Below are 15783 nucleotides of genomic sequence, written 5' to 3'. Positions count from 1 at the left end.
GGTACACCTCACACCTCACACCTCACACCTCACACCTCACTCACCGATTGCGCTGTCGGCTCTCGATCTCGGCGGCGCGGTCGGGATCGACCCACCAGGCATCCAGATCCAGGTTGTAGTGGGGGAAGGGCTCCTGCCAGCCGAACTTGTCCCAGAGCGCGATGCGGGTCGTATCCAGGTGCCACTGGGGGATCACGTAGAAGCCCCAGCGCAGGACCCGGTCCAGGGCCTGGGCGGCGGTGTCCAGCGCCTCGCGGCTGTCGGCGGCGATCAGCCGGTCCACCAGGGCGTCGATCACCGGGTCCTGGAGGCCGATCAGGTTGCGGCTCTGGGGGGCGTTGGCATACTCGCTGCCCCAGAACTCGCGCTGCTCGTTGCCCGGGTTGGCGGACTGCGGAAAGCTGCCCACGATGATGTCGAAATCGAAGCGGCGCAGGCGATTGAGGTACTGGTTGACGTCGACGATGCGGATGTCGCCCTGGACCCCGAGCCGCGCGAGGTTGCGCAGCAGGGGCTGGACGACGCGTTCGAACTGGGTGTCGAACAGGAGCACCTCGAGGGTCAGGGGCTCGCCGGTCTGCGCGTCGACGAGCATGCCGTCCTCGCGATTCTCGTAGCCGGCCTCATGCAGCAGGTTCAAGGCTTCGCGCAGGCGGGCGCGCATGTCCTGCGGTTGCTCGATGGGCAGCGGCTGCTCGAAGACCTGCTCGGGCAGCGCCTCGCGGTGCGGCTCGAGCAGGGCCAGCTCGCCCTCGCCGGGCAGTCCCTCGGCGGCCATTCCGGAGTTCTCGAAGTAGCTCCGGGTGCGCTCGTAGGCCCCGTAGAAGAGGTTCTGGTTCAGCCACTCGAAGTCGAAGGCCAGGTTGAGGGCCTCGCGGACGCGCACGTCCTGGAACTTCTCCCGGCGCAGGTTGATGACATAGGCCTGCATGCCCGCCGGCTGGCCGTCGGGCACCTCCAGGCGCTGCACGAAGCCGGCCTCGGCGGCGGGGAAGTCGTAGGCGGTGGCCCAGTTGCGGGCGCTGGACTCGATGCGCATGTCGAGGTTGCCGGCCTTGAAGGCTTCCAGGGCCACGGTCTGGTCGCGGTAGTAGTCGAACACCAGGCGGCCGATGTTGTGGCGGCCGCGGTTCACCGGCAGGTCCTGCCCCCAGTAGTCCTCGACCCGCGCGTAGACGATGCGCCGGCCGGGGTCGACCTGGGCGATGCGGTAGGGGCCGGAGCCCAGCAAGGGATCCCGGGTGGTGGCCTCGAAGTCGCGGCCTTCCCAGTAATGGGCGGGCAGGACCGGCATCTGGCCGAGGATCAGCGGCAGCTCCCGGGACTCGCTGTCGGCCAGGTCGAAGTGCACGGTGTCCTCATCCACCGCGCGAACCGCGGTGACGTCGGCGTAATAGGCCCCGTAGAAGGGCTGTCCCTTCTCGGTGAGGGTCTCGAAGCTGAAGATCACGTCGGCGGCGGTCACCGGGGTGCCATCGTGGAAGCGTGCCTCGCGGTGCAGGTCGAACTCGATCCACTGGCGGTCCGGGTCCAGCCGGATGCCCTCGGCCAGCAGCCCGTACATGGTGAACGGCTCGTCCGGGTTGGCGACCATCAGGGTGTCGTAGATCGCGTTGAGGCCCGTGGCCGGGGTGCCCTGGATGATGAAGGGGTTGGTGGAGTCGAAGCTGCCGGTGGCCGCCCGGGTCAGGGTGCCGCCCACCGGTGCCTCGGGATCGGCATGGGGGAAGTGGGTGAAGTCCGCGGGAAGCGCCGGCTCGCCATAGAGGGCGAGGGCATGGCGAGTGGGCACCTCGTCGGGACTGGCGGCCAGGGCGGGGCCTGCCGCCAGGGCCGTCAGCAGCAGCACGGTCAATCGCATCGGAGCGGATCCTTGTTCCAAGGAGGGGCCGGGCCCCGTCATCATCTACCGGAAAGTGTCAGCTGCTGGCCGGGTTGTAAAGTGTCGACCCGCTGGATGTCGTTCCAGCGGGCCAGGTCGGAGATGGCCACGGCATGCCGGGTGGCGATGGCGGACAGGGTGTCACCCCGCTGCACGACATGGACCGCGTCGCCACCGCCGGTCGCGGGGCTGACCGCATCCAGTGCCGCCACGAGGCGTTCGGCGTCATCCACCGGCACCAGCAGCTCGCGGACCTGACCGGGGCGGGCCGCCTCGGTGCGCAGGCCGGGGTTGAGGTCGGCGAGCTGGCCCGTCGGCACGCCGGCCAGGCGAGCCGCCTCGCCCAGTCGGATCGTGCGGGTGACGCGTACCCGGGCGAAGGCCGGTTCGGCGTCGATCTCCGGCAGGGCGACGTCGTAGCGCTCCGGCTCGGCGATGATCGCGGCGATGGCCAGCAGCTTGGGGACATAGTCCATGGTTTCCGCCGGCAGGTCGAGGTCCCAGTAGTGGCCCTCATGGCCGCGGGACTGCGCGATGCGCCGCGCCCGGTTCACCGTGCCCGCCCCGGCGTTATAGGCGGCCAGCGAAAGCTCGATATCGCCCTCGTACCACTGGTCGGCCTGGTACTCGATGTAGTCCAGCGCCGCCTGGGTCGAGCGCACCACGTCGAGGCGTCCGTCCCAGGCGCCGTTGCGCCGCAGCCCCAGGGCATCGCCGGTTCGCGGCATGATCTGCCACAGGCCGGCGGCGCCGAAGTGGCTGCGTGCGTGGGGGTCGAAGGAGCTCTCCACGAAGGGGATCAGGGCGATTTCGCCGGGCAGCCCCCGTGACTCGATGCGCTCGAGGATCCAGGCCAGCCAGGGGCGGGCCCGCTCGGTGATCTCGACGATGTTGTGGGGGCTTGAACTGTATTCGTCGATCCAGTGCTGGACCCGCGCATGACCGGCACCGTCCTGCCACTGATCCCGCCACTGGAAGCTCCCGCGCAGGCGTGACCAGGCATCGCGGGGCTCCAGGTCGAGGCTGTTCCAGAAATGCCGGCCGCTGGCGGGCTTGCCACGGGAATGGCTGGTGAAGGTGGGAGTGTCCGTGGCCAGCCGGTCCTTCGGCAGGGTCGACGCCTGGCTGTAGGCGCCGTTGGCCAGTAGGGCCCCGGTCATGGCGAGGGTGCTGGCGAATCCGAGGAGTCGTCGGCGGGTGTGGTAGGTCATTCGCTGGCCTCCTGGGCGCAGGCCTGCCCGCCGCTCTGCGGCGGGGGCGGCGTCCATCGGGTATCGTGTCTCAGAAGGAATCTTTCCAGGCGCGCAGGGTGGCGAAGGTGGCGACGCTGCTGTCGGTGTCGCCGTGGGCCGAGGCGGCCCGGCGAACGCCGGCGTCGTCGCAGCGCAGGAAAGGATTGATGCGCCGCTCGCGCCCGATGGTGCTGGGCAGGGTAGGGCGGTCGAGCTCCCGGGCCCGCCGGCATTCCTGCTCGGCGGCGTCCACGTCGGTGTTGTCCGGGTCCGCGGCCCTGGCGAAACGCAGGTTCGCCAGGGTGTACTCGTGGGCCGCGAAGACCAGGCTGTCCTCGGGCAGGCCCTGGAGGCGTGCCAGCGAGGCGTGCATCTGCTCGGGAGTCCCTTCAAACAGACGACCACAGCCGGCACTGAACAGGGTGTCGCCGCAGAACAGCAGCGGCGGGATACCGGCGGTGAAGAAGGCGATATGATCCAGGGTGTGGCCGGGCACCTCGAGGACCTCGAACAGCCGGCCCATAACGCGTACCTCGTCCCCGGCGCCGACTCGCTCGTCGATGCCCGGGATATCGGGGTTGTGGGGGCCGATGACCCGCGGCGAGTAGCGCTGGATCAGCGCCGGCAGGCCGCCGGTGTGGTCGGGGTGGTGGTGGGTGATCAGCACGCAGCCCAGGTTGAGCCCTTCGCGCTCCAGCCACTCGATCACGGGGTCGGCATCGCCGGGGTCGACGACGCAGACATCGCCGTTCGTGTCCTGCCGAAGCATCCAGATATAGTTGTCGCTAAAGGCGGGAATCGGTGTCACGCTCAACATGGGCTCGGAGTCCTCGCGCCTGGGCTGGTCTCGACGGAGCCGCTGGCGCCTTGAATAGATGTTCTGCAAAATCGAGTACTCTGGAGAGAAGAGCGCAACATGTCAAATTCGCAGGATGCGATGGCCCTGGCTCGCCTGGTACGGGAGGGGCGCCGTTACTGGGCGAGTCCCGGTGGCCGGAGCGTCTGGCGCGCGGAGCGCGCCTGCCTGGGACCGCTGTGCGAGCGCTGGTTCGGGGCCCACGGTCTCGAACTCGGCATGGCGCCGACGCTGGCCGGCATGTGTCCGGTGCGTCACGCCCTGCGCTGGTCGCCCACGGCCGAGCTGGCGGAGGGCGAGGCGACCCTGGTCTGTCCCCCCGATGCCTTGCCCCTGCCCGACGGCTGCCTGAGCCTGGTGGTGATCCATCACCTGCTCGAGGTGGTCCCGGATCCCCACCACCTGCTGCAGGAGGCGGCGCGGGTGACCGATGACGACGGCCACCTGATCCTGTTCGGCTGGGCGCCCTTCGGTGTGGCCGGCGTGAGCCGCCTGTGGCCGGGGCGTCACCGACACCTGCCCTGGCGTGGGCGCTGGCGGACCCCGGGGCGGCTCAGCGACTGGCTGGCGTTTGTCGATTTCGAGGCCCAGCGGGTAGACTACTGCGGCTTTCGTCTGCCCGGCGGTACCGCACATAACGCCATGCTCGAGACCCTGGGCCGGCGGCACAACCTGCCGCTGGGCGACTGCTACATGATCCATGCCCGGCGCCGCTCCCAGCTGGCCCAGACCCGCCGCGACCGGGTGGCCTTCCCGAGGCCGCTGGTCGGCTCGGCGCTGGGCAATGCCTCGCGGCAGTTCGGGCCGCAGCCGGAAAGGGTGACCGAGGGTGACTGACAGACCACAGGACGCGGCGCTTGGCGTGGTGACGATCTATACCGATGGTGCCTGCCGTGGCAACCCGGGGCCGGGCGGCTGGGGCGCGCTGTTGCTCAGCGGTCGTCACGAGAAGGCCCTCAAGGGGGCCGAGGCCGAGACCACCAACAACCGCATGGAGCTGATGGCCGCCATCATGGCCCTGCGCGAGCTCAAGCGCCCCTGCCGCGTGGCGCTGTGGACCGATTCCGAGTACCTGCGCCGCGGCATCACCGAGTGGATCCATGGCTGGATCAAGCGGGGCTGGAAGACCGCCTCGCGGCAACCGGTCAAGAATGCCGAGCTGTGGCGTGCCCTCCACGAGGAGACCCACCGCCATGTCATCGACTGGCATTGGGTCAGGGGCCACAGCGGCCATCCGGGCAACGAGCGGGCCGACGCCCTGGCCAACGAGGCCATCGACGAGATGCTGGCCGGGGCCTGACGGTCCCGGTGTCCCCTTGAACACCGAGCACGAGACACAACGCCATGCGCCAGATCATCCTGGATACCGAGACCACCGGCATCGACCCCAAGGACGGCCATCGGCTGATCGAGATCGGGGCGGTGGAGATGGTCAACCGCCGCCTGACCGGCAACACCTACCATCAGTACATCAACCCCGAGCGCGAGATCGAGGCCGAGGCGGTGGCGATCCACGGCATCACCAACGAGCGGGTCGCCGACGAGCCGGTATTCGCCGAGGTCGCCGACGCCTTCTGGGCCTTCATCGAGGGCGCCGAGCTGGTGATTCACAACGCGCCCTTCGACGTGGGCTTCATCGACCACGAACTGGGCCTGCTCAATGCCGCTCGCGGGGAGCCGCGCCTGGGGCCGGTGGCTGACCACTGCCGCATCCTCGACACCCTGCGCATGGCCCGCGACAAGCATCCCGGGCAGCGCAACAGCCTGGATGCCCTGTGCAAGCGCTACGACATCGAGAACGGTCACCGGGTGCTGCACGGCGCCCTGCTGGACAGCGAGATCCTCGCCGACGTCTACCTGGCGATGACCGGCGGCCAGACGGCGCTGTCGCTGGATGCCTCCGCCGGCGGCGAGGGCGAGGTCGACAACAGCGGCGGCATGGCGATCCGCCGGTTGTCGCTGTCGCCGGGCCAGTTGAGGGTGCAGGCCCCCGACGAGGCGGAGCTCGCGGCCCATCGCGACAAGCTGACGCGCATCCGCGAGGCCGCCGGCGAGTGTCGCTGGGACGGTCTGGAGGGGTGGCCCGCCAGCCCCGAGGCGCCGGCCTGATGCTGCGTCGCGAGTTGCCCCACGCCGAGGCCGCGGGGCGGGTGATCCGCCTGGCCGAGGGACGCATCGCGCCCGGGCCGGGAGGCGGGCCCCTGCAGGAGGCGCAGCCGTGGACGGCCGCCATGCAGCCGCTGTGCTGGTGGCGGGACGAGCCCGTGGCGCTGTCCCTCGAGGACACCGCGGGGGACGACTGGCCGGAAGGGCGCGCCTGGCTGGCGCGGCTGCCGGAATCCTGGTTCCCGCTGGTCTCCACGGCCCTGCAGGTGGGCGCCTGGCTGCGCCACCACCGCTTCTGCGGCAGCTGCGGCGCCCGCGCCGCGCGCCTGGACCGCGAGTTCGCCATGCACTGTGCGCAGTGCGGCCATCGCAACTACCCGCGCATCTCGCCGTGCATCATCACCCTGGTGACCCATGGCGATGCCCTGCTGCTGGCCCGGAGCCCGCGCTTCCCGCCGGGGCGCTATTCCACCCTGGCCGGCTTCATCGAGCCGGGGGAGTCCGCCGAGGAGGCGGTCCGGCGGGAGATTCACGAGGAGGTGGGGCTGGCGGTGGGGCGGCTGCGCTACTTCCGCAGCCAGGCCTGGCCGTTTCCCCACTCGCTGATGCTGGGTTTCTTCGCCGAGGCGGCCAATCGTCGCATCCGCATCGATGGCCAGGAGATCAGCGACGCCGCCTGGTTCTCGCCGACGCGACTTCCCCGGTTGCCGCCGCTGTATTCCATCTCGCGGGCCCTGATCGAGACGCACCTGGACGAGGTCGGCGCCCGGCGTTCCTGACGGGCGGGTCAGTCGGCCGGGAACAGGCTGCCCAGGCGGGTGGCCAGCATGACGTTGCCGGTCGCCTTCAGCCGGCCGCTCATGAAGGCGCTCATGCCACTGATCTCGCCCTTCATCACGCCGCGCAGGGTGGTGGTGCTCAGGCTCAGGCTCACCGAGGGATCCTCGTGCTCGCCCTCACAGACTTCCAGGGTGCCATCCTTGACCACCAGGTAGTGGTCGCCGGCATCGCTGAAATGGAACTGGAAGACCTCCTCCATGTCGCGGGCGGCCTCTGCATCGAATCGGGCATGGAGCTTGTCGAGGGTGGTGTCGGACATCGGTTCGGTCTCCGGGGATCGTCGGGGCATGCGTGCAGGGAGCCTATTTAAAACAAGCGTTTTAATCAAGGCGGCTTGTGCGCCGACACGGCCATGGGCAGGATGGAAGCGGACATCAGGAGGAGGTGAGCGGTGAACGAATGGCTGACGGATTACGGCATGTTCCTGGCCCAGTTGCTGGCCGTGGCGGGCATCACCCTGGTGGTGATTCTGGTGGTGATGCGTGCCCGCGGGGCCGAGGGCGAGCGTGTCCGCCTGCGGGTCGAGGAGCTCAACGACAGCCGTCGGCGTCGCCGCCGGCGGCTGCAGCTGGCGGCCAGTGAGCCGGGGGCGCGGAAGCGGCTCCTCAAGGCCTTCCGGCGCGATGACAAGGCCCGCGGCAAGCGCCATGGCCCCGGCGGGTCCACTCCCACGGTCTGGGTGCTCGACTTCCACGGCGATCTCAAGGCCAGTGCCACCGGGCGGCTCGCCGAGGAGGTCTCGGCGGTGCTGGATGTCGCCGGCGAGGCCGACGAGGTGATCGTGCGCCTGGAGTCGGCCGGTGGCCTGGTCCATGCCTATGGTCATGCCGCCGCGGAGATGGACCGGCTGCGGGAGGCGGGCCTCAAGACCACGGTGTGCGTGGACAAGGTCGCCGCCAGCGGCGGCTACCTGATGGCCTGCTGTGCCGACCGGCTGCGCGTCGCCCCCTTTGCGGTGCTGGGGTCCATCGGGGTCGTGGCACAGCTGCCCAATCTGCACCGCCTGCTGAAGCGCCACGACATCGACGTGGAGGTGCTCACGGCGGGACGCTACAAGCGCACCCTGACGGTGCTTGGCGAGAATACCGAGGAGGGCCGCGAGAAATTCCTCGAGGACCTCGAGACCATCCATGGCCTCTTCAAGCGCTATGTGGCCGAGCGCCGTCCGGCGCTGGACATCGAGGCGGTGGCGACCGGGGAGGTCTGGTACGGGCGGGACGCCCTGGAGCGCGGCCTGGTGGATGATCTCGGCACCAGCGAGGCCTATCTGGCCCAGCGCCTGGAGGACGCGCGGGTGGTGTCACTGCGCCTGGAGCGTCGCCAGGGCCTCGCCGATCGCCTGGGGCTGGCGATCTCCCGCGGTGTGGAACACGGGGCCCGGCGCGGTCTCGAGTTGCTGGATGCCAGCGGCTGGCAGAAGCGCTGAGCGGGGGCGGACGCCGCGGTCAGTCCGGCAGGCCGAGTCGGTCCAGGGCGTCGAGGATGATCCGTGCCCGCTCGCCGTTGAGGGAGTAGTAGATGGTCTGGGAGGCCCGCCGGGTGGAAACCAGGTCCTCGCGCCTGAGAATGGCGAGGTGCTGGGACAGCGCCGACTGGCTCAGGGTCAGCCGGCGGTTGAGTTCGGTCACCGACAGCTCCGTGCCGTCCAGCAGGCAAAGGATGCGTAACCGGTTGTCATTGGCCATCGCCTTGAGCAGGGCGCTGGCCTGATCGATCACCACGTCCCCCCCCTCCAGCAGGTGTGATGCCCGGCGCTGAGAGTCGCTCATCTTGTGTCACCCCCGCGTGTTCGGGCCCGCGGCGAGTGCTCCCTGCTCGCCGGCACGGTCCCCGATGTCGTGATGGTTCGGCTTCCTGCTGGCCGGTAGCTGCCTGCCTTTCCGTTTCCTGATTCAGCCATCACTCAATTATAGCCCACGGGGCGCCACCCTACCGCGGGCATCGCCGCGGGCGGTCAAGGCCGCCTTTGTCGACAATGTTCGTCTCCCTGTCGTTCTTTTGTCGAAGGTTAGCCCTTTGTCTGAAGTTTTTCTCGATCCGCTGTTCTAGAGTGTCAACAATCCAGTGAGCCACCCGTGTAACAGGCAGGATGTCCATGACCGCATATCGCAGCGAATTCCGTCGTTCCATCGAGCAGCCCGAGGCCTTCTGGGCCGAACAGGCCCGGCGCCTCCCCTGGTTCACCCCGCCGCAGACCGTGTTGCGCCATGACGATCAGGGGCATGCCCGCTGGTACGAAGACGGCGAGCTCAACCTCTGTCACGCGGCACTGGACCATCATGTGGAGCAGGGGCGGGGTGACCAGGCGGCCGTCCACTGGGACTCGCCGGTCACCGGTGGCAAGCGGACCCTGAGTTTTCGCGAGATGCGCGACGAGGTGGCCCGTTTCGCCGGCGCCCTGAGGGGACTCGGCGTCGAGAAGGGCGACCGGGTCATCATCTACATGCCCATGGTGCCGGAGGCCCTGGTGGCCATGTATGCCTGTGCCCGTCTCGGGGCGGTACACTCGGTGGTCTTCGGCGGCTTCGCGCCCCACGAGCTGGCGGTGCGCATCGAGGATGCCGAGCCCAGGGTGGTGGTCGCGGCGTCCTGCGGCATCGAGGTCGACCGGGTGTTGCCCTACAAGCCCATCGTCGACGAGGCCATCGCCCAGAGTGCCTACCAGCCCGAGGCCTGTGTGGTGCTGCAGCGGGAACAGTATCGGGCCGAGCTCGGGGCCATCGACCATGATTGGGCCGACCTGGTGGCGCGGTCGGCACCGGCGGAGTGCGTGCCGGTGAAGGCCACCGACCCGCTCTACGTGCTCTACACCTCCGGCACCACCGGCAAGCCGAAGGGCGTGATCCGGGACACCGGCGGCTACGGCGTGGCGCTGCACTATTCCATGGAGGTCGTCTACGACATGGCGCCGGGGGAGGTGTTCTTCTCCGCCTCCGACGTGGGCTGGGTCGTCGGCCATTCCTATATCGTCTATGCACCGCTGCTGCGGGGCTGCACCACCGTGGTCTATGAGGGCAAGCCGGTGCGCACCCCCGATGCCGGGGCGTTCTGGCGACTCATCGCCGAGTACCGGGTGAAGGGCTTCTTCACCGCGCCCACCGCCTTTCGCGCCATCAAGAAGGAGGACCCGGAGGGTCAGCGGCTCGCCGAGCACGATATCTCCTGCCTGAAGGCGCTGTTCCTGGCCGGCGAGCGCCTCGACCCGCCGACCTTCCACTGGCTGAAGGACCTGCTGACGGTGCCGGTGGTCGATCACTGGTGGCAGACCGAGACGGGCTGGCCCATCGCCGCCAACCTCCAGGGACTCGAGCCGATGCCCACCAAGGCCGGTTCGGCCACCGTGCCGGTGCCGGGGTTCGACGTGCAGGTCCTGAACCGCGTGGGCCAGCCGGCCCCGGCACTGGAGCAGGGCAGCGTGGTGATCAAGCAGCCCATGCCGCCCGGCTGCCTGGCGGGCATCTGGCGTGATCCTAAGCGCTTCCACAGCGCCTACATGGCGGCCTTTCCCGGCTATTACCTGACCGGTGACGGGGGGTACTTCGACGAGGACGGCTACCTGTTCATCATGGGGCGCACCGATGACGTCATCAACGTGGCCGGCCACCGGCTCTCCACCGGCGAGATGGAAGAAGTGGTCGGGGCCCACCCGGCCGTCGCCGAGTGTGCCGTGATCGGCATCCACGATGCCCTCAAGGGCCAGGTGCCGGTGGGCCTGGTGATCCCCAAGGACGGCTTCGATGGTGACGAGCTGGCCCTCGAGAACGAGCTGATCGCCCGGGTGCGGGAGCGCATCGGCCCCATCGCCTGCTTCAAGCAGGTGTTGGTGGTGGATCGCCTGCCCAAGACCCGCTCCGGCAAGATCCTGCGCAAGCTGCTGCGCAATATCGCCGACGGCCAGGAGTTCGGCGTTCCCTCGACCATCGACGACCCCGCGAGCCTCGAGGATGTCCACGAGGCCATGAAGAGCCGGGAGGTGGGGGAGGCCCACCAGGCTCGCCAGGTCTGACCGGCCACGTCGGGTCCCCCTGGGCGGCGCGGCCCCGACGGGACAGGGCAATCGCAATAGCGGCATCGCGCGGGGCTGATCCGTCGACAAGCGTCAGACCCAACTGCGATAGCCTGCTAGCCTGTTTGACCGGCGAGTGGGTTTGGCCGCGGCGGGACGGCTGCGTATAATGCGCGCGTCTTCCGCCCGCTTCCGGCCTCACGAGGGTTCCCTCACCCCTCCCGCAAGAAGGTGCGCCCGATGTTCGTGCTCTCCGCCACCCAGACCCGCCGCTGCCTGGCCCTGCTGGTCGGCTTCCATATCCTGGTGATCGCCGCCAGCAACTACCTGGTGCAGCTGCCGTTCACGCTGTTCGGCCTGCATACCACCTGGGGCGCCTTCAGCTTCCCCTTCATCTTCCTGGCCACCGACCTGACCGTGAGGCTGTTCGGCAAGGCGCCGGCGCGGGCCATCATCCTGCGGGTCATGTTCCCGGCCCTGGTGGTCTCCTACGCCGTCTCGGTGATCTTTCCTCGGGGCAGCTTCGCCGGCCTCTCGGCACTGGCCGACCTCGACCTCTTCGTGGCGCGCATCGCCCTGGCGAGCTTCATGGCCTACGTGCTGGGCCAGCTGCTGGACGTGACCGTCTTCGACCGCCTGCGGCGGCTGAGCGCCTGGTGGGTGGCGCCGGCGCTGTCCACGCTGCTCGGCAACCTGGCGGATACCTTCGCCTTCTTCTCCATCGCCTTCCACCGCAGTCCCGATCCCTTCATGGCCGCCCACTGGCCGGAGATCGCCTGGGTGGACTACGGCATCAAGCTGGGCATCAGCCTGGCGCTCTTCCTGCCGCTCTACGGCGTGCTGCTGGCCTGGCTGACCCGCCGGCTGGTGGACGTGACCGGGGGCGACGACCTGGCGCCGGAGCCGGCCCAGGCCCGTTCCTGATTCCCAAGGAGACCGTGATGTCCATCGCGCTCAATTATCTCGATACCGGCGGCGAGGGGACGCCGCTGGTGGTCATCCATGGCCTGCTGGGTAGCGCCGACAACTGGCGCTCCCATGTCAAGAAGTGGCAGGCCGCGCGGCGGGTCATCGCCGTGGACCTGCGCAATCACGGCCGCTCGCCGCACGCCGCGGGGATGGCCTACACCCGGATGGCCGATGACCTCCTGGCCCTGCTCGACCGGCTCGAGGTGCCGCGCGTCCACCTGCTCGGCCATTCCATGGGCGGCAAGGTGGCCATCAGCCTGGCGCGCCTGGCGCCCGAGCGGGTGGCCTCGCTGATCGTTGCCGATATCGCTCCCCGGGCCTACGGCCATGGCCATGACGCCATCTTCGCCGCGCTGCGCCGGGTCGAGGCCGGGGCGCCGGCCAACCGGGGCGAAGCCGATGCACTGCTCGCCGAGCATATCGCGGAGCGCCCCGTTCGCCTCTTCCTGGCGACCAACCTGGAGCGCGACGATGCGGGCCAGCTGCGCCTGCGCATCGGTCTGGACGAGATCGAGGGGGATTACGACGCGATCATGGCGGCGCCGGCCGGCGAGGGCGCCTTCCCGGGGCCGACCCTGGTGATCCGCGGTTCCCGCTCCGACTATGTCACCGACGCCATGCTGCCGGCGCTCCACGAGGTGTTGCCCGGGGCGCAGCTGGTGACCCTGGAGGCCGGCCACTGGCTGCACGCGGAGCGGCCCGAGGCCTTCCAGGACGCGGTCAACGCCTTTCTCGACGAGCAGGTCGACTGATCCTCACGGCCGGGCAGCGGGGTCGAGGGCCAGGCGCTCGACCGGCAGGTGCTCGTCGGTGAGTCCGGCCTCGAACAGGAAGCGCTCGAAGTCGGCGTAGCGTGTCTGCGAGAGCGCCGCCGGCGCCAGGCTGAGGCGGGCACGGATCTCCGGCCAGGCGGCGCGGTTGGCCGGCGTGTCCAGCGTCGGCTCGGTCGCCACCAGCAGCGGCCAGCTCTCCTCGGGGTGCTCGAGGATCCAGGCGGTCGCTTCTTCCAGGGCATCCACGAAGCGCCGGATGGCGTCCCGCTGTCGGCTCAGGTGGTCCCGGTTGGCCACCAGGATGAGCCCATCGTGGCGCGGCACGCCGAAGTCCTCCACCGGCCGGGTCGTGGTCGCCAGGCCATCGTCGGCCAGCGCCCGGGGCAGCAGGTGGCGCCCCGCGCCGATCACCCCGTCCACGCGATTCTCGCGCATGCCCTGCTCCATCCGGAAATGCAGGTCGGGGCTGTCGACCTCCTCGCGGGCGACATCCTGGCTGGCCAGCAGGGTGGCCAGCAGGATCGCCTCGCCGTCCCGGTCGGTGTGTCCGATCCGCGCCCCGGCCAGGCTGGGCGGCGAGGGGAGGTCGGCATCGGTGCGCATCACCAGCGCCGTCAGCGGCACGCCGACCAGGGTGGCCACCCGCACCAGCGGCTGGCCGCGATGGACGAGCAGGTGCAGCAGCGGTTGCCGGGTCACGGCCAGGTCGATCCGCGAGGCCGCGAGCAGCTTGGTGGGCACATCCGGGTCGGCCGGGGTGACGATCTCCACCTCCAGGCCCCGGTGGGTGAACAGGTTCCGCTCCCGGGCCACGAAGAGCGCGGCGTGGCGGGGGCTGGGATACCAGTCGAGCATCACCTCGAGCCGACGCACCGGCGGCGGCTCGATGGGCTGCGCCGGCCCCACGGCCACGGCGGGTGCGGTGGGGCGCGTCGGGGTGTCCACCGCCGGCCCGCTGGGCAGGGTGCGGAAGGCGGCCAGGGGGTCCGTGGCCGGCGGCGCGGTCGGCCTCGACAGGTCGGGGACCATCACCTCGGTGTCGAGGGGCGGGAAGCGCGGAGGCGCCTCGTCGGTCTCCTGCGCAGCCACCGGAGGCGCGAGGGCGAGCAGGCCGCTGACAAACAGCAGCAGGGCCCGGGCCGGCCGGCGGCGGGAAGATGACAGCATGGCAGAGGCTCCAGCGACGTGACGCGCGTCGTGCACGTCCGTCGCTAGTCTATCGGCGCCGGGCGGGGGCTGGCCAGCATGACACTCAACGTTGCCGCGGGCTTCGCGACCCGCCGATGCTCGTGAGATAATCCCGCTCCTCTCCCGAGGCAGGACGCCATGGATTCGATCAATACCCTCTTTCTTCTCAGCGGCTTCTTGATTGCCCTGAGCATCCTCGCCAGTCGCCTTTCCACCCTGGTCGGCGTGCCCTTGCTGCTGATCTTCCTCGGGCTCGGCATGCTGGCCGGGGAAGAGGGCCTGCTGGGCATCCAGTTCGACGACTATGCGCTGGCCTTCCTGATCGGCCATCTGGCGCTGGCGATGATCCTGCTCGACGGCGGGCTGCGCACCCGGCTCAAGACCTTCCGGGTGGGCTTCAAGCCGGCGCTGTCCCTGGCCACCCTGGGGGTCTTCGTCACCAGCGCCCTGGTCGGGGCGATCGCCATGGCGGTCTTCGAGCTGACCCTGGTCCAGGGGCTGCTGGTCGGCGCCATCGTCGGCTCCACCGACGCCGCCGCGGTCTTCTCGATGCTCGGCGGCCGCGGCATCAACCTCAACGAGCGGGTGGGGGCGACGCTGGAGATCGAGTCGGGGACCAACGATCCCATGGCGATCTTCCTGACGCTGATGCTGGTGGAGGTGCTGGTCGGGGAGATCGGCGGCGTGCTGGAGACCGCGCTCTTCTTCCTGCGCCAGTTCGGGCTGGGGATCGTCATCGGCGTGGGGGCGGGCTGGCTGATCGCGCGGCTGATCAGTTGGCTGGACCTGGCGCCGGGCCTCTACTCGCTGCTGGCGCTGGCCCTGGGCTTCTGCGTCTTCGGCCTGACCAGTGCCTTGGGGGGCAGTGGCTTCCTGGCCATCTACCTGACGGGGCTGATGATCGGCAACCGCCCCGGGCGCCATCTCAACTTCATCCTGCCGGTCCATGACGGCCTGGCCTGGTTGAGCCAGATCGGCCTGTTCCTGGTGCTGGGCCTACTGGTGACCCCCAGCGAGATGCTGGAGTATGCCCTGCCGGCCACCGCGGTGGCCCTGGCGCTGATCTTCGTGGCGCGTCCCCTGGCCGTGCTGGTGGCCATCAAGCCGTTCTTCCGTTTCCGCTGGCGGGAGGTCGGCTTCATCGCCTGGGTCGGGCTGCGCGGCGCGGTGCCCATCGTGCTGGCGATCTTCCCGGTGATCGGCGGGGTGGAGAACGCCTCGCTGTATTTCAACGTCGCCTTCGCGGTGGTGCTGCTGTCGCTGTTGATCCAGGGCGGCACGCTGCCGTGGGTCGCCCGTCGTCTGAAGGTCCAGCTGCCGCCCATGGTGGCACCCAACCGGCGTGGGCCCCTGGGCATCCAGGCGGACAACGACTTCGAGATGTTCGTCTACGTGGTCGAGAACGACGACCTCGAGGACGTGCCGATCCGCCTGCTGCGCTTCCCCTCGGGAGCCCTGATTGCCTCGCTGTTCCGCGAGGGCGTGATGCTGCACCCCAAGGGCAGCACCCGGCTGTGCCGGGGCGATGTGCTCTGCGTGATCGGCCGCACCGACGACCTGCCGGCCCTCAACCGGCTGTTCAACGGCGATGCCACCCTCAAGCGCGAACGGGCCTTCTTCGGCACCTTCACCTTCGACGGGGCGGCGCGCATGGGCGACGTGGCCGATGCCTACGGGCTCACGCTCAGCCCCGGTGAGCAGGACATGACGCTGGCCGATTTCATCTCGTTGCGGGTCGGCGGCCACCCGGTGGTGGGCGATGACGTGGACTGGCACGGCATCCACTGGGTGGTCAGCGAGATGGATGGCAACCGGGTGACGCGGGTGGGGCTGCGTCTCTACTAGGTAATACCCCGTCGAGCACGGGAACCCGCTCCCCACCGGTGGGGGAGCGACGGGCGCCGTGACAGCGCGGGAGGGATGGTCGAGAC

General features: G+C 69.6%; 15 protein-coding genes. 9 read left to right on the top strand and 6 right to left on the bottom strand.

What is annotated here, in order from left to right:
* Nucleotides 1-40: 40 nt before the first annotated feature.
* The 3 genes from OCT48_RS09835 to gloB form a co-directional block, all read right to left on the bottom strand.
* Complete coding sequence (locus tag OCT48_RS09835) at nucleotides 41-1861, bottom strand: extracellular solute-binding protein (protein ID WP_263592513.1); 1821 nt, start codon at nucleotides 1859-1861, stop codon at nucleotides 41-43.
* A 41-nt stretch (nucleotides 1862-1902) separates the two neighbouring features.
* Nucleotides 1903-3093 carry a transglycosylase SLT domain-containing protein gene (locus tag OCT48_RS09830; protein WP_263592512.1) on the bottom strand — a complete coding sequence of 397 codons (1191 nt, stop codon included), beginning with the start codon at nucleotides 3091-3093 and terminating at the stop codon, nucleotides 1903-1905.
* A gap of 70 nt (nucleotides 3094-3163) precedes the next feature.
* Nucleotides 3164-3931, bottom strand: coding sequence for a hydroxyacylglutathione hydrolase (gene gloB / locus OCT48_RS09825; protein WP_263592511.1), 768 nt, complete (start codon nucleotides 3929-3931; stop codon nucleotides 3164-3166).
* Nucleotides 3932-4030: 99 nt separating this feature from the next.
* On the opposite strand from gloB, the gene OCT48_RS09820 reads away from it, so the two are divergent.
* The 4 genes from OCT48_RS09820 to nudC are packed head-to-tail and all read left to right on the top strand — an operon-like array spanning nucleotide 4031 to nucleotide 6855.
* Complete coding sequence (locus OCT48_RS09820; protein WP_263592510.1) at nucleotides 4031-4807, top strand: class I SAM-dependent methyltransferase; 777 nt, start codon at nucleotides 4031-4033, stop codon at nucleotides 4805-4807.
* Entirely contained in the window at nucleotides 4800-5270 is a 471-nt protein-coding gene (gene rnhA / locus OCT48_RS09815; RefSeq protein ID WP_263592509.1) for a ribonuclease HI, read from the top strand. Before OCT48_RS09820 ends, rnhA begins: the two co-directional genes overlap by 8 nt.
* 44 nt (nucleotides 5271-5314) lie before the next feature.
* Nucleotides 5315-6079, top strand: a complete 765-nt coding sequence (gene dnaQ / locus OCT48_RS09810; RefSeq protein ID WP_263592508.1) for a DNA polymerase III subunit epsilon — start codon at nucleotides 5315-5317, stop codon at nucleotides 6077-6079.
* Nucleotides 6079-6855 (top strand): NAD(+) diphosphatase, encoded by a 777-nt coding sequence (nudC, locus tag OCT48_RS09805; protein WP_263592507.1) that lies wholly within the window; start codon nucleotides 6079-6081, stop codon nucleotides 6853-6855. The genes dnaQ and nudC overlap by 1 nt, the downstream gene beginning before the upstream one ends.
* Before the next feature lie 8 nt (nucleotides 6856-6863).
* Here the strand turns inward: nudC and OCT48_RS09800 are convergent, their stop codons facing one another.
* Nucleotides 6864-7175 (bottom strand): SCP2 sterol-binding domain-containing protein, encoded by a 312-nt coding sequence (locus OCT48_RS09800; RefSeq protein WP_263592506.1) that lies wholly within the window; start codon nucleotides 7173-7175, stop codon nucleotides 6864-6866.
* Between the two features lie 132 nt (nucleotides 7176-7307).
* On the opposite strand from OCT48_RS09800, the gene sohB reads away from it, so the two are divergent.
* A complete protein-coding gene (sohB, locus tag OCT48_RS09795; RefSeq protein WP_263592505.1) occupies nucleotides 7308-8342 on the top strand; it encodes a protease SohB in 1035 nt (344 codons plus the stop codon).
* 19 nt (nucleotides 8343-8361) lie between these two features.
* On the opposite strand, the gene OCT48_RS09790 is transcribed toward sohB, so the two are convergent.
* The gene (locus OCT48_RS09790) at nucleotides 8362-8685 is read right to left on the bottom strand and encodes an ArsR/SmtB family transcription factor (protein ID WP_263592504.1); all 324 of its coding nucleotides are present in this window, start codon (nucleotides 8683-8685) and stop codon (nucleotides 8362-8364) included.
* 326 nt (nucleotides 8686-9011) lie between these two features.
* On the opposite strand from OCT48_RS09790, the gene OCT48_RS09785 reads away from it, so the two are divergent.
* The 3 genes from OCT48_RS09785 to OCT48_RS09775 all read left to right on the top strand — a co-directional run bounded on the left by OCT48_RS09785 (nucleotide 9012) and on the right by OCT48_RS09775 (nucleotide 12643).
* Entirely contained in the window at nucleotides 9012-10922 is a 1911-nt protein-coding gene (locus OCT48_RS09785; RefSeq protein WP_263592503.1) for a propionyl-CoA synthetase, read from the top strand.
* Between the two features lie 240 nt (nucleotides 10923-11162).
* Complete coding sequence (locus tag OCT48_RS09780; RefSeq protein WP_263592502.1) at nucleotides 11163-11846, top strand: 7-cyano-7-deazaguanine/7-aminomethyl-7-deazaguanine transporter; 684 nt, start codon at nucleotides 11163-11165, stop codon at nucleotides 11844-11846.
* A gap of 17 nt (nucleotides 11847-11863) precedes the next feature.
* A complete protein-coding gene (locus OCT48_RS09775; RefSeq protein ID WP_263592501.1) occupies nucleotides 11864-12643 on the top strand; it encodes an alpha/beta fold hydrolase in 780 nt (259 codons plus the stop codon).
* Nucleotides 12644-12646: 3 nt separating this feature from the next.
* Here the strand turns inward: OCT48_RS09775 and OCT48_RS09770 are convergent, their stop codons facing one another.
* A complete protein-coding gene (locus OCT48_RS09770; RefSeq protein WP_263592500.1) occupies nucleotides 12647-13831 on the bottom strand; it encodes an ABC transporter substrate-binding protein in 1185 nt (394 codons plus the stop codon).
* A 159-nt stretch (nucleotides 13832-13990) separates the two neighbouring features.
* Here OCT48_RS09770 and OCT48_RS09765 point away from each other — a divergent pair, with 159 nt between their 5' ends.
* Nucleotides 13991-15697, top strand: coding sequence for a potassium/proton antiporter (locus OCT48_RS09765; protein WP_263592499.1), 1707 nt, complete (start codon nucleotides 13991-13993; stop codon nucleotides 15695-15697).
* Nucleotides 15698-15783: the final 86 nt, after the last annotated feature.

This window comes from Halomonas sp. M4R1S46 (genome assembly GCF_025725685.1).
In the GTDB taxonomy this organism is placed as follows: Bacteria; Pseudomonadota; Gammaproteobacteria; order Pseudomonadales; family Halomonadaceae; genus Halomonas.
The sequence above is the reverse complement of the archived record's forward strand: the minus strand, read 5'-3'. Positions and strand labels throughout refer to the sequence as shown.